The organism is Lysobacter sp. ISL-50, assembly GCF_018612875.1.
Taxonomy (GTDB): domain Bacteria; phylum Pseudomonadota; class Gammaproteobacteria; order Xanthomonadales; family Xanthomonadaceae; genus Lysobacter.
Genome location: NZ_JAGGRI010000019.1, coordinates 1 through 12,565, shown reverse-complemented (window position 1 = coordinate 12,565; position 12,565 = coordinate 1). Strand labels below are relative to the sequence as shown.

At 65.5% G+C, this 12,565-nt stretch carries 13 protein-coding genes and 1 tRNA gene; all 14 read right to left on the bottom strand.

The genetic code is table 11. The features are described from left to right. Window position 1: 1 nt before the first annotated feature. The gene (nuoL, locus tag J7J50_RS11905) at window positions 2-2,170 is read right to left on the bottom strand and encodes an NADH-quinone oxidoreductase subunit L (protein ID WP_215057842.1); all 2,169 of its coding nucleotides are present in this window, start codon (window positions 2,168-2,170) and stop codon (window positions 2-4) included. Window positions 2,171-2,175: 5 nt separating this feature from the next. After that, on the bottom strand, window positions 2,176-2,472 hold the full coding sequence (nuoK, locus tag J7J50_RS11900) for an NADH-quinone oxidoreductase subunit NuoK (RefSeq protein WP_148649187.1): 297 nt from the start codon (window positions 2,470-2,472) through the stop codon (window positions 2,176-2,178). A 26-nt stretch (window positions 2,473-2,498) separates the two neighbouring features. Continuing rightward, window positions 2,499-3,140, bottom strand: a complete 642-nt coding sequence (locus J7J50_RS11895; protein ID WP_215057841.1) for an NADH-quinone oxidoreductase subunit J — start codon at window positions 3,138-3,140, stop codon at window positions 2,499-2,501. Between the two features lie 9 nt (window positions 3,141-3,149). Beyond that, on the bottom strand, window positions 3,150-3,638 hold the full coding sequence (gene nuoI / locus J7J50_RS11890; RefSeq protein WP_057942714.1) for an NADH-quinone oxidoreductase subunit NuoI: 489 nt from the start codon (window positions 3,636-3,638) through the stop codon (window positions 3,150-3,152). A gap of 18 nt (window positions 3,639-3,656) precedes the next feature. Continuing rightward, entirely contained in the window at window positions 3,657-4,721 is a 1,065-nt protein-coding gene (gene nuoH, locus J7J50_RS11885; protein WP_215057951.1) for an NADH-quinone oxidoreductase subunit NuoH, read from the bottom strand. Window positions 4,722-4,736: 15 nt separating this feature from the next. Beyond that, complete coding sequence (gene nuoG, locus J7J50_RS11880; protein WP_215057840.1) at window positions 4,737-6,968, bottom strand: NADH-quinone oxidoreductase subunit NuoG; 2,232 nt, start codon at window positions 6,966-6,968, stop codon at window positions 4,737-4,739. Next, window positions 6,965-8,335 (bottom strand): NADH-quinone oxidoreductase subunit NuoF, encoded by a 1,371-nt coding sequence (gene nuoF, locus J7J50_RS11875; protein ID WP_215057839.1) that lies wholly within the window; start codon window positions 8,333-8,335, stop codon window positions 6,965-6,967. The genes nuoG and nuoF overlap by 4 nt, the downstream gene beginning before the upstream one ends. An 11-nt stretch (window positions 8,336-8,346) precedes the next feature. Then, the gene (gene nuoE / locus J7J50_RS11870) at window positions 8,347-8,874 is read right to left on the bottom strand and encodes an NADH-quinone oxidoreductase subunit NuoE (RefSeq protein WP_215057838.1); all 528 of its coding nucleotides are present in this window, start codon (window positions 8,872-8,874) and stop codon (window positions 8,347-8,349) included. A gap of 151 nt (window positions 8,875-9,025) precedes the next feature. After that, window positions 9,026-10,315, bottom strand: a complete 1,290-nt coding sequence (locus J7J50_RS11865) for an NADH-quinone oxidoreductase subunit D (RefSeq protein WP_215057950.1) — start codon at window positions 10,313-10,315, stop codon at window positions 9,026-9,028. Window positions 10,316-10,335: 20 nt separating this feature from the next. Next, the gene (locus tag J7J50_RS11860; protein WP_215057837.1) at window positions 10,336-11,067 is read right to left on the bottom strand and encodes an NADH-quinone oxidoreductase subunit C; all 732 of its coding nucleotides are present in this window, start codon (window positions 11,065-11,067) and stop codon (window positions 10,336-10,338) included. Beyond that, entirely contained in the window at window positions 11,064-11,651 is a 588-nt protein-coding gene (locus J7J50_RS11855) for an NADH-quinone oxidoreductase subunit B (protein WP_057942708.1), read from the bottom strand. Before J7J50_RS11855 ends, J7J50_RS11860 begins: the two co-directional genes overlap by 4 nt. After that, window positions 11,642-11,998, bottom strand: a complete 357-nt coding sequence (locus J7J50_RS11850; RefSeq protein WP_057942707.1) for an NADH-quinone oxidoreductase subunit A — start codon at window positions 11,996-11,998, stop codon at window positions 11,642-11,644. The genes J7J50_RS11855 and J7J50_RS11850 overlap by 10 nt, the downstream gene beginning before the upstream one ends. A gap of 178 nt (window positions 11,999-12,176) precedes the next feature. Beyond that, window positions 12,177-12,261: transfer RNA gene (locus J7J50_RS11845), tRNA-Leu, on the bottom strand. Between the two features lie 118 nt (window positions 12,262-12,379). Continuing rightward, window positions 12,380-12,565, bottom strand: a 186-nt coding sequence (locus J7J50_RS11840) for a hypothetical protein (protein ID WP_215057836.1), incomplete at its 5' end; no start/stop codon positions are given.

Here is a 12,565-nt window from a genome sequence, read left to right as displayed (position 1 = left end):
ATTAGTGCCAGAACCGGATGACGACGGCGAGCAGAACAATCAGGCCGATGATCATCGCGAAGGCGTAGTGGTAGAGATAGCCGGACTGGACGCGGCGCGTCAGGTTGGCGATGAAGCCGACCAGGCTGGCGCTGCCGTTGACCACGGCGCCGTCGATGACGTGGCTGTCGATCGCGCGCGAAGCCTGGCCGATCTTGACGCCGCCGCCGGCGAAGCCGTCGATCCAGAGATTGTCCATGCCGTACTTGTTTTCCAGGATGCGGATCGGCAGCTTGAACAGCTTGGCCGCCTTGGCCGGCAATTCCGGCTTCCACAGGTACATCACCGTGGCCAGGGCGAAGCCGGCGAAGGCCAGCCAGAACGCCGGCGCGGTGAAACCGTGCAGGGCGAACTTGATCGGGCCGTGCCAGGCTTCTTCGCCGACCTGGGCGATGGTGTCGCGCGCCGCCGACAGATCGATCGCGCCGAGGAAGAACGGCAGTTGCTTCTCGTGGCCGAGCCAGTCGGTGCCGAACAGCATCGGGCCGGCGGTGAAGAAGCCGATCAGCACCGACGGAATCGCCAGCAACACCAGCGGCACCGTCACCACCCAAGGCGACTCGTGCGGCTCGTGCGCGCCGTGATGACCGTGATCGTCGTGGGCGTGATCGTCGTGCTTGGCGTGGCCGTGGCTGTCGTGCGCATGATCGTCGTGCGCGTCATGGCCGTGACCGGCATGCGCGTCGCGGAAGCGTTCCTTGCCGTGGAAGGTCATGTACAGCAGGCGGAAGCTGTAGAACGCGGTGACGAAGGCGCCCAGCAGCACCGCCCAGTAGGCGTACTGCGAGACCCAGGTCGCGTGCTCGCCGTGCGCGGCATGCGCGGCGGCTTCGATGATGGTGTCCTTCGAATAGAAACCGGCGAAGAACGGCGTGCCAACCAGGGCCAGCGTGCCGAGCAGGCTGGTCCAGTAGGTGATCGGCATGTACTTGCGCAGCCCGCCCATCTTGCGCATGTCCTGCTCGTGGTGCATGCCGATGATCACCGAGCCCGCGGCCAGGAACAGCAGCGCCTTGAAGAAGGCGTGGGTCATCAGGTGATACACCGCGGCCGAGTACGCCGACACGCCCAGGGCGACGGTCATGTAGCCCAGCTGCGACAGGGTCGAGTACGCGACCACGCGCTTGATGTCGTTCTGCACGATGCCGATCAGGCCGGTCCAGAACGCGGTGGTGGCGCCGATGAACAGCACGAAGTTGAGCGCGGTCTGCGACAGCTCGAACAGCGGCGACATGCGCGCGACCATGAAGATGCCCGCGGTCACCATCGTCGCGGCGTGGATCAGCGCCGAGATCGGGGTCGGGCCTTCCATCGAGTCGGGCAGCCACACGTGCAGCGGCACCTGCGCCGACTTGCCCATCGCGCCGATGAACAGACAGATGCAGATCGCCGTCGGCGCCGACCAGGCTATCGGCTCGCTCAGATAGGTCCAGGTGTGGCCGAACAAGGTGATGCTGCCGCCCAGGACCGGCACGGTCTTGCCGACCAGCGCCGAGCTGGCGTTGGCGAACACGGTGCCGTAGTCGAGCGAACCCACCAGCCACAACACGCCGCAGATGCCCAGCAGGAAGCCGAAGTCGCCGACGCGGTTGACCAGGAAGGCCTTCATGTTGGCGAACACCGCGGTCGGCTTCTTGAACCAGAAACCGATCAGCAGGTACGACACCAGGCCCACCGCTTCCCAGCCGAAGAACAGCTGCAGGAAGTTGTTGCTCATGACCAGCATGAGCATGGAGAAGGTGAACAGCGAGATGTAGCTGAAGAAGCGCTGGTAACCGTCGTCCTCGGCCATGTAGCCGATGGTGTAGATGTGCACCAGCAGCGAGACGAAGGTGACGACCACCATCATCATCGCGGTCAGCTTGTCGATCATGAAGCCGATGTGGGCTTCGTAGCTGCCGATCTGGAACCAGGTGTAGACGTTCTCGTTGAACGGCGCGGCGCCCTGCCCCACGAGCTGCCACAGCACGTACATCGACATCGCGCAGCTGGCGGCGACGCCGAGAATCGTGATGCTGTGGGCGCCGGCGCGGCCGACCCTGCGTCCGAACAGGCCGGCGACGATCGCGCCGAGCAGCGGCGCGAGCACGACGGCGAGCAGGATGGTCTTGGAAATTACGACGGGTTGCATGCCGGTCAGCCCTTCATCGTGTCGATTTCAGCGACGTTGATCGTGCGCCGGTTGCGGAACAGCGTGACCAGGATCGCCAGGCCGATGGCGGCCTCGGCGGCGGCGACGGTCAGGATGAAGAACACGAACACCTGACCGGCCGGATCGGCCAGCTGACGCGAGAAGGCGACGAAGTTGATGTTGACCGCGAGCAGCATCAGCTCGATCGACATCAGCAGCACGATCACGTTCTTGCGATTGAGGAAGATGCCGGCGACGCTGATGCAGAACAGCACCGCGCCGAGGGCGAGATAGTGGCCCAGGGCGAGACCGGACCCGAAGAATTCGCTCACGGCTTGGCCTCCTGCGGCGCGGCTTCGGCGGGCGCGACGGGCGCCGCCGGCTTCACCGCATCCATCTTGATCATGCGGACGCGGTCGCTGGCGCGGACGCGCGACTGCTCGCTCGGGTTCTGGTGCTTGGCGCCGGGACGGCGGCGCAAGGTCAGCATCACCGCGGCGATCACCGCCACCGTCAGGATCACCGCGGCGATCTCGAACGGCAGCAGGAAGTCGGTGAACAGCGCGGTGGCCAGCCACTTGGTATTGGAGCCGTTCGATGCATCGGCGGTCAGCGGCGCGACCACGCTGGCCTTGACCCCGATCAGGGTCAGCATCTCCACCAGCATGACGATCGCCACCAGCAGGCCCACCGGCAGATAGCGGACGTAGCCTTCGCGCAAGGGCGCGACGTCGATGTCGAGCATCATCACCACGAACAGGAACAGCACCATCACCGCGCCGACGTAGACCAGGATCAGGGCCACGCCGAGGAACTCGGCTCCGGCGATGATCCACACGCAGGCGACGGAGAAGAACGTCAGCACCAGGCTGAGCGCGGCGTGGACCGGGTTCTTGACGCTGATCACGGCCACCGCGGACAGCGTGGCCGCGGCGGCGAAGACGAAGAAGGCGATCTGGGCGAGATCCATATCAAATACTCAGCGGAAGGCGGCGTCGGCAGCGCGGCGCTCGGCGATCTCGGTTTCGAGACGGTCGCCGATGGCCAGCAGCTGCGGCTTGGTGACGATGTTCTGTCCGCGCTGGTCGAAGTGGTATTCGTGGATATGCGTTTCCACGATCGAGTCCACCGGACACGATTCTTCGCAGAAGCCGCAGAAGATGCACTTGAACAGATCGATGTCGTAACGCGTGGTGCGGCGGGTGCCGTCGGCGCGCTTTTCCGAGTCGATCGTGATCGCCAGCGCCGGGCACACCGCCTCGCACAGCTTGCAGGCGATGCAGCGCTCTTCGCCGTTGGGATAACGGCGCAGCGCGTGGATGCCGCGGAAACGCGGCGACTGCGGCGTCTTCTCCATCGGGTACATCAGCGTGTACTTGGGCTTGAACAGGTACTTGAGCGTCAGCCCAAGGCCCTGCGCAAGCTCGATCAGGAGCAGGCTTTTGAAATAGGAAACGATGCGATTCATGTCGTGGGATGCCTGTCCTTACGCGCCCGGCAGAAACACTTTGTAGTACGCCATCACGGCGACCACGCAGATCCAGGCGATGGTGAGCGGAATGAACACCTTCCAGCCCAAGCGCATGATTTGGTCGTAGCGGTAGCGCGGGAACGAAGCGCGGAACCAGATGAAGCAGCTGGCGAAGAAGAACACCTTCGCGAACAGCCACCACCAGCCATCGACCGACAGGAACGGAATGCCCAGGCCCTGGAACGGGCTCAGCCAACCGCCGAGGAAGAAGATCGCGGTCAGGAAGCTGATCAGGATCATATTGGCGTATTCGGACAGGAAGAACAGCGCGAACGCCGAACCCGAATACTCGACCATGTGACCGGCGACGATTTCCGACTCGCCTTCGACCACGTCGAACGGCGCGCGGTTGGTCTCGGCCACGCCGGAAATGAAATACACCACGAACAGCGGCAGCATCGGCAGCGCGAACCACTCGAAGGCGCCGGCGTTGCCGGACTGCGCCATCACGATGTCGGTGAGGTTGAGGCTGCCGGCGCCGACCATCACGCCGACCATGGCGAAGCCCATGGCGATTTCGTACGACACCACTTGCGCCGCGGCGCGCATCGCGCCGAGGAAGGCGTACTTGGAGTTGGACGCCCAGCCGGCGAGGATGATGCCGTACACGCCCAGCGAGGTCATCGCCAGCAGGTACAGCAGGCCGGCGTTGGCGTTGGACAACACCGCCTTGGCGTCGAACGGCACCACCGCCCACGCCGCGAACGCCGGCGCCAGGGTCAGCAGCGGCGCCAGCTTGTACAGGAACGACTCGGCCTTGGCCGGCTGGATCACTTCCTTGAACAGCAGCTTGAACACGTCCGCGAAGGCTTGCAGGATGCCCATGCCGACGTACATCGGACCGCGGCGCACGTGCATCCAGCCGATCAGCTTGCGCTCCCAGACCACGTAGAACGCCACGCTGATGATCACCGGCATGGCGATCAACAGGATCTTGAGCACGATCCAGGCCACCGCGCCGGCCATGCCGAACGACAGGAAGAATTCGCGCGTCGGATCGACGACCTGGGTGAAGAACATTCCGTCCGCCATGGCTTAAGCCCTCCCCGTCTGCACGCGGCCGGCGCCGAGCGGCGCGGTCGCGCCATGCCCGCTTTCGATCCACACCGTGCCCGCCGCGACCTTGTCGCTGATCGCGACCGGCAGCGTCGCGGTGCCGGCGCCCGCGCTGAACTTGCCGACCGCGCCATCGCTGAAACCCAGCGCCGCGGCGTCCTTGGCGTTGAGCACCGCGCGCGGTTCCTGATTCAAAGGATGCGATTGCAGGGCCGGAGCGCGGCGCACGGTGGCGTCGCTGCGGTAGATCGCGGTGGACACCGCGACTTCCAGGCCCTCGCCCGCCACGCTCGGCGCCAGGCTCGCGGCCGGCGAGACGTCGCGCGGCACGATGCCGCTGCGCAGGCCGGCCAGATCGGTGAATTCGAAACCGTTCGCGCCCAGTTCGCCGCCGAGCGCGCGCAGCACGCGCCAGCCGGCGCGCGCCGAACCCGGCAGCTTGCCGCCCGCCGTCGCGAGCTGCGACAGGCCGTCGAGATTGGTCAGGGTCGCATCGACTTCGGGCAGCAGGCCGATCGGCAGGATCACGTCGGCGACGGCCTTGGTCGAACGGCAGGCGTAATGACTGAAGGCCACGACCTGCGCGGCGCCGAGGGCGCGCAACGCGCTTTCGGTATCGGCGAAATCCAGGCCCGGCTCGATGCCGTAGATGACATACGCGCCGCGCGCGTCGGTGAGCATGGCGCGGGCGTCGCGCGCGCTCGGCAGCACGCCGTGGCGGGCCAGGCCCACCGCGTTGGCGCCCTGCGGAATGCGGCACAGCTTGGCGCCGGTGGCTTGCGCGAACGACTTCGCCGCGGCGCGGATCGCCGCCGCGTAGGGGCCGTTCTCGGCCACCGCGCCGACGATCAATGCGACGTGGTTGCCGGCCTTGGCGATCTCGCGCAGCGCTTCATCGTTCAGTGCGGCCGCGAGCTGCGACGGCGCGACGATGCGCTTGCCGGCGAGGTCGAAAGTGAAATCGAAATCGACCGGATTGACCACGTGCACCTTGGCGCCGCGGGTCCAGGCCTTGCGCACGCGCTGATGCACCAGCGGCAGTTCCTGGCGCAGATTGGCGCCGACGATCACCACGACGTCCGCCTTCTCGAGCTCGGCGACCGGCATGGCGAAGGTTTCCGCGATCGCGGCGTCGGACAGGTCGTGCTGGGAAATGCGGTGATCGAGGTTGCCGGTGCCCGCGGCCTGGGCCAGACGCGCCAGCAGCTCGCCTTCTTCGTTCGAGGTCGCCGGATGAGCGAGCACGCCGAGGCTGTCGCCGCCGTTGTCGCGCAGGATCTTGGCCGCGCGGCTGAGCGCTTCGTCCCAGGTCGCTTCGCGCCATTCGCCGTTGTCCTTCACCAGCGGACGCTGAGCGCGGTCTTCCGCGTACAGGCCCTGGTGCGAATAACGGTCGCGGTCCGACAGCCAGCACTCGTTGACCGCTTCGTTGTCGCGCGGCACGGTGCGCAGCACGTCGCCGCGGCGGGTATGCAGGAACAGATTGCTGCCGAGCGCGTCGTGGTAACCCAGCGATTCGCGCGCGGTCAGTTCCCACGGACGCGCCTTGAACTGGAACACCTTGTTGGTCAGCGCGCCGACCGGGCACACGTCGATGACGTTGCCCGACAACTCCGTGGTCAGCGGCTTGCCGTCGAAGGTGCCGATCTGCAGGTTCTCGCCGCGGTACATGCCGCCCAGCTCATAAGTGCCGGCGATTTCCGCGGTGAAGCGCACGCAGCGGGTGCACTGGATGCAGCGCGTCATCTCGGTGGCGACCAGCGGACCGATGTCCTCGTCGGGCACCACACGCTTGCGCTCGGAGAAACGGCTGACCGAGCGGCCGTAGCCCATCGACAGGTCTTGCAGTTCGCACTCGCCGCCCTGATCGCAGATCGGGCAGTCCAGCGGATGGTTGACCAGCAAAAATTCCATCACGTTGCGCTGCGACTTCAGAGACTTCTCGCTGCGCGTGACGACCTTCATGCCGTCCATGACCGGCGTGGCGCAGGCCGGCGCCGGCTTGGGCATCTTCTCGACTTCGACCAGGCACATGCGGCAGTTCGCCGCGATCGCCAGCTTGTCGTGATAGCAAAAACGCGGGATCGGAATGCCGGCCTTGTCGGCGGCCTGGATGATCATCGAACCCTTCGGCGCGGCCATCTCGACGCCGTCGATGAAGACGGTGACGTGGTCGGGCGGAAGATTCGGATTTACCGGCTGGGCGCTCATGCAGCCACCTTCTTCTCGACCACGGTGCCCGCGGCCTGATCGTCCACCAGGAATCGCTTGTTGACGATCGCGTATTCGAACTCGTCCCAGAAATGATGCAGGAAGCCCTGCACCGGCCACGCGGCGGCTTCGCCGAACGCGCAGATGGTGTGACCTTCGATCTGGCCCGCGGCGGCGCGCAGCATCTGCAGGTCTTCCAGGGTCGCCTGCTTTTCGGCGATGCGGGTCAGCATGCGGTACATCCAGCCGGTGCCTTCGCGGCACGGCGTGCACTGGCCGCAGCTTTCCTTGAAATAGAAGCGGGCGATGCGCTGGCAGGCGCGGACCATGCAGGTGGTCTCGTCCATCACGATGACCGCGCCCGAGCCCAGGCCGGAACCGGCCTTCTGCAGCGAGTCGTAGTCCATCGTGCAGGCCATCATCTGCTCGGCCGGCAACACCTTCATCGACGATCCGCCGGGGATCACCGCCTTGAGCTTCTTGCCGCCGCGAATGCCGCCGGCCATCTGCAGCAGGTCGGCGAACGGCGTGCCCAGGCGGATTTCGAAATTGCCCGGGTTGGCGACGTGGCCGGACACGGAGAAGATCTTCGGGCCGCCGTTGTTGGGCTTGCCCAGGTTCAAGAACCACTCCGCGCCGTTGCGCATGATCGCCGGCACCGAGGCGTAGGTCTCGGTGTTGTTGATCGTGGTCGGCTTGCCGTACAGGCCGAAATTGGCCGGGAACGGCGGCTTGTAGCGCGGCTGGCCCTTCTTGCCTTCCAGCGATTCCATCAGCGCGGTTTCTTCGCCGCAGATGTAGGCGCCGGCGCCGAGCGCGCCGTAGATGTCGATGTCCACGCCGCTGCCGAGCACGTTCTTGCCCAGCCAGCCGTGCTCGTAGGCTTCCTTCAGCGCCTGCTCGAAATGCTCGAACGGCTCATGATGGAATTCGCCGCGCAGATAGTTGTAGGCGACGGTGGAACCGGTGGCGTAGCAGGCGATCGCCATGCCCTCGACCACCGAGTGCGGGTTGAAGCGCAGGATGTCGCGGTCCTTGGCCGTGCCCGGCTCGGATTCGTCCGAGTTGCACAGGATGTACTTCTGGGTGCCGCTGCCCTTGGGCATGAAGCTCCACTTCAGGCCGGTCGGGAAGCCCGCGCCGCCGCGGCCGCGCAGGCCCGAGCCCTTGACCGTGTCGATGATCACCGACGGGTCGGTCTTCTCGGTCAGGATCTTGCGCAGCGCGCTGTAGCCGCCGGTCTTCAAATAGTTTTCGTACGACCACGGCGTTTGGTAATGCAACGTCGTATAGACGACCTGATGCTCCTGCGGAGCCGGGCCGACCGGGCCGTAGCCCTGGGAATAATCGTGGTGACCGTGCGCCATCTCGCCCGACCTCACTTCAAACCATCGAGCAGCTCGTCGACTTTCGTCGCGTCGAGCTTCTCGTGGTAATGACCGTTGACGACGACCACCGGCGCGCCGCAGCACGCGGCCAGGCATTCTTCCTCGCGCTTGAGGAAGACGCGGCCGTCGGGGGTGGATTCACCGAGCTTGCAGCCCAGCTTCTTTTCGGCGTGCGCGACCAGTTGCTCGGCGCCGTTGAGCCAGCAGCTGATATTGGTGCAGAAGGCGACGTTGTTGCGGCCGACTTTCTCAGTCTCGAACATCGAATAGAAGCTCGCCACCTCGTACGCCCACACCGGCGGCAGGCTCAGGTACTTGGCGACCGCGGCGATCAGCTCGTCGGTCAGCCAGCCGTCGTTCTGCTCCTGCGCGGCATGCAGGCCCTGCAGCACCGCCGAACGCTTGCGGTCGGGCGGAAACTTGGCCAGCCAGTGGTCGATGTGCGCGCGCGTCTTGTCCGACAGTGCAACCATCGGATCGACGTGCTGTGCGGCCTCGAAATTGCCTGTCGCTTTCATAGGGGTAAAGCCGGGAATCGGGAATAGGGAATCGGGAATCGGTTGGAGCGGAACGCAGGAACTCGAGACATCTGGATCGAGCGACGCCCGGCGCGATCTCGCGCGGCCTGGGCTCTGTCGATTCCCGATTCCCGATTCCCGATTCCCGTCTTCACCGATCGATCTCGCCGAACACGATGTCGTAGGTACCGATCATCGCCACCACGTCGGCCAGCATGTGGCCGCGGACGACTTCGTCCATCGACGACAAATGGGCGAAGCCCGGCGCGCGCAGCTTGCAGCGGAACGGCTTGTTGGCGCCGTCGGAGACCAGGTAGCAGCCGAATTCGCCCTTGGGCGCTTCCACCGCCGCGTAGGTCTCGCCGGCCGGCACGCAATAGCCTTCCGAGAACAACTTGAAGTGATGGATCAGCGCTTCCATGTCGTCCTTCATCTCCTCGCGCTTGGGCGGGGCGACCTTGAAGTTGTCGACGATCACGGGGCCGGGATTGACCCGCAGCCACTTCACGCATTGCTTGATGATGCGGGTGGACTCGCGCATTTCCGCCACGCGCACCAGGTAACGGTCGTAGCAGTCGCCGTTGACGCCGACCGGGATGTCGAAATCGACTTCCGCGTACTTGGCGTAGGGCTGCTTCTTGCGCAGATCCCAGGCGATGCCCGAGCCGCGGATCATCGGACCGGTCATGCCCCAGGCCAGGGCCTGCTCGGGCGAGATCACGCCGATGCCGACGGTGCGCTGCTTCCAGATGCGGTTATCGGTCAGCAGGGTTTCGTATTCGTCCACGCGCTTGGGGAAGTCGTCGGCGAACGCGTCGAGATAATCGAGCATCGAGCCTTCGCGCCACTGGTTGAAGCGCTTGAGGCCGGCGCCCTTCTTCCACGGCGATTCCTTGTACTGCGGCATCCGGTCCGGCAGGTCGCGGTAGACGCCGCCGGGACGGTAGTACGCCGCGTGCATGCGCGCGCCGGAGACCGCCTCGTAGCAGTCCATCAGCTCTTCGCGTTCGCGGAAGGCGTACAGGAACACCGCCATCGCGCCCAGGTCGAGCGCGTTGGAACCGATCCACATCAAGTGATTGAGGACGCGGGTGATTTCGTCGAACAAGGTGCGGATGTACTGGGCGCGCTCGGGCGCCTCGATTCCCAGCAGGGACTCGATCGCGCGCACGTAAGCGTGCTCGTTGCACATCATCGACACGTAGTCCAGGCGATCCATGTAGCCGATCGACTGATTGAACGGCTTGGACTCGACCAGCTTCTCGGTACCGCGATGCAACAGGCCGATATGCGGATCGGCGCGCTGCACCACTTCGCCGTCCATCTCCAGGATCAGGCGCAGCACGCCGTGCGCGGCCGGATGCTGGGGACCGAAGTTGAAGGTGTAATTGCGGATCTCGGCGTTGTTGAGGCCGGAGGTGTTGAGGTTGATCGACGGCATGTCGCTGGCGGGGTTGCTCATCACTTCACCTCGCGCTGTGCGTCGCGCTGAGCCGTCTCGCCCTGGGCGGTCTGGTAGCGCGCGTCGTCGCGGATCACGCGCGGCACGCCGACGCGGGGTTCGATCGACACCGGTTCGTAGACCACGCGGCGTTTTTCGGCGTCGTAGCGCACTTCGACGTTGCCGATCAGCGGGAAGTCCTTGCGGAACGGATGGCCGACGAAACCGTAATCGGTGAGGATGCGGCGCAGGTCCGGATGGCCTTCGAAAATGATGCCGTACAGGTCGAACGCTTCGCGCTCGAACCAATTGACGCCCGGCCAGATGGCGCTCAGGGAACCGACCACCGGCAGGTCGTCGTTATCCGCGAAGGTCTTGAGCCGCACGCGCTGGTTGTGCTGGCACGACAGCAGATGCGCGACCGCGGCGAAGCGGCGCGCGGGCTTGGAATCTTCCGCGCCGTTGGGCGACTCGCCCCAACGGAAGCGGCCGGCGCTCTTGCCTTCCACGCCGCGCGAGAAGCCTTCCGAGGACACGTCGGTGTCCCACTCGTCGCTGCCGTAGCTCAGGTAATCCACGCCGCTGACATCGACGCATTGTTCGAAGCCGAACTCGTCGCGCAGCGCGAGCGCGGCGGCGAGCCACTGCGCCGGCGCGACTTCAAGAGTGATTTCGCCGCGCGGCTGCGCCACGACGACCGAAGCGCCGGCGAAGCGTTCGCTCAGGCGCTGGGCAAGAGGGGCGGCGCTCATTCGCGCACGCCCTGCTTGTGCTCGCCGAAGTTGGTGCCGCGGCGGATCTTGCGCTGCAATTGCAGGATGCCGTAGACCAGCGCTTCGGCGGTCGGCGGGCAGCCGGGCACGTAGACATCGACCGGAACCACGCGGTCGCAGCCGCGCACCACGGCGTAGGAGTAATGGTAGTAGCCGCCGCCGTTGGCGCAGCTGCCCATCGAGATCACCCACTTCGGGTCGGGCATCTGGTCGTAGACCTTGCGCAACGCCGGGGCCATCTTGTTGACCAGGGTGCCGGCGACGATCATCACGTCGGACTGGCGCGGCGACGGGCGGAACACCACACCGTAACGGTCCAGGTCCAGGCGCGAGGCGCCGGCGTGCATCATCTCGACCGCGCAGCAGGCCAGGCCGAAGGTCATCGGCCACATCGACCCGGTACGCGCCCAATTCCACAGCGTGTCCAGGTTGGTGGTGACGAAGCCCTGCTGCAGCAGCGGGTTCTCGCCTTCCGGGCGCAGGATGTCGTCGAGGCGGCCTTCCGGGATCGGGTTGTGCATCAGGCCCGAGACGGTGTCGCTGACGGTTTGGATCACTCCCATTCGAGCGCTCCCTTCTTCCAGACGTAAACGAAGCCGAGCAGGAGCATGCTGGCGAAAATGCCCATTTCGATCAGGCCGACCACGCCGAGATCTCGGAACACGGTGGCCCAGGGCACGATGAAGATGATTTCCAGATCGAAGATGATGAACTGGATGGCGATCAGGTAGTAGCGCACGTCGAATTGCATGCGCGCGTCTTCGAAGGCTTCGAAGCCGCATTCGTAGGGAGACAGTTTCTCCGCGGTCGGGCGCTTGGGCCCGAGCACATTGCCTACTACCAACAGGGCGACGCCGATACCACCGGCGACGATCAGGAACAGCAGAGTCGGCAGGTATTCGGCCAGCACGCGGTGTTCTCTCGGCTACTTGTTCGGCTACATGGGCGCGTTTGCGCGACCTTGGCTTGGCGCCACTTGCGCCAGTCGTTTGGACACGCGGCGCGGCCCGCCGTGCGTGCCGCACCTGCGTACCGTGGTGCGAGTTGCGAATTGCTTGGAGCTGGGGATTACCGCGTCGGGATGGATGTGGTGCCCAAAGGGGGACTCGAACCCCCACGACCTAAGTCGCTACCACCTCAAGGTAGTGCGTCTACCAATTCCGCCATCTGGGCACTGCTACCAACCACGCCATCCTGGCTCCGGCTTCGTAATCGTCTCGAAGCCGACTGGTCATCGCTGACCGGCCCCGCCATCCCGGCGAGGCTGAAACTCTATTTTAACCTGTTTATCTCAGCCGCCAGTAGCCGGCTGTTTTGCCGGGGCGGTCGGCTGGACCGGCGCCTGCTGCGCCGGCGCTTGCTGCGCGGGCGTAGTGGCGGCCGGAGCGGCCGGAACCTGCCCGGCGGGCGCGGCCGGAGCCGTCGTCGCCGGAGCGGCCTGACCGGCCGGAACCTGCGGCACGCCGCTGGCCGGGGC

Excerpts from the sequence above, each read along its gene's own strand:
- nuoF (WP_215057839.1), bottom strand. The coding sequence starts at position 8,335 with ATGGCGCACGGTCACCACGATTATTCCCAGGGCTACGGCCCGGTCGGC.
- nuoL (WP_215057842.1), bottom strand. The coding sequence starts at position 2,170 with ATGCAACCCGTCGTAATTTCCAAGACCATCCTGCTCGCCGTCGTGCTC.
- J7J50_RS11860 (WP_215057837.1), bottom strand. The coding sequence starts at position 11,067 with ATGAGCGCCGCCCCTCTTGCCCAGCGCCTGAGCGAACGCTTCGCCGGC.
- nuoE (WP_215057838.1), bottom strand. The coding sequence starts at position 8,874 with ATGAAAGCGACAGGCAATTTCGAGGCCGCACAGCACGTCGATCCGATG.
- nuoG (WP_215057840.1), bottom strand. The coding sequence starts at position 6,968 with ATGAGCGCCCAGCCGGTAAATCCGAATCTTCCGCCCGACCACGTCACC.
- nuoI (WP_057942714.1), bottom strand. The coding sequence starts at position 3,638 with ATGAATCGCATCGTTTCCTATTTCAAAAGCCTGCTCCTGATCGAGCTT.
- nuoH (WP_215057951.1), bottom strand. The coding sequence starts at position 4,721 with ATGTTCTTCACCCAGGTCGTCGATCCGACGCGCGAATTCTTCCTGTCG.
- J7J50_RS11855 (WP_057942708.1), bottom strand. The coding sequence starts at position 11,651 with ATGGGAGTGATCCAAACCGTCAGCGACACCGTCTCGGGCCTGATGCAC.
- J7J50_RS11865 (WP_215057950.1), bottom strand. The coding sequence starts at position 10,315 with ATGCCGTCGATCAACCTCAACACCTCCGGCCTCAACAACGCCGAGATC.
- J7J50_RS11895 (WP_215057841.1), bottom strand. The coding sequence starts at position 3,140 with ATGGATCTCGCCCAGATCGCCTTCTTCGTCTTCGCCGCCGCGGCCACG.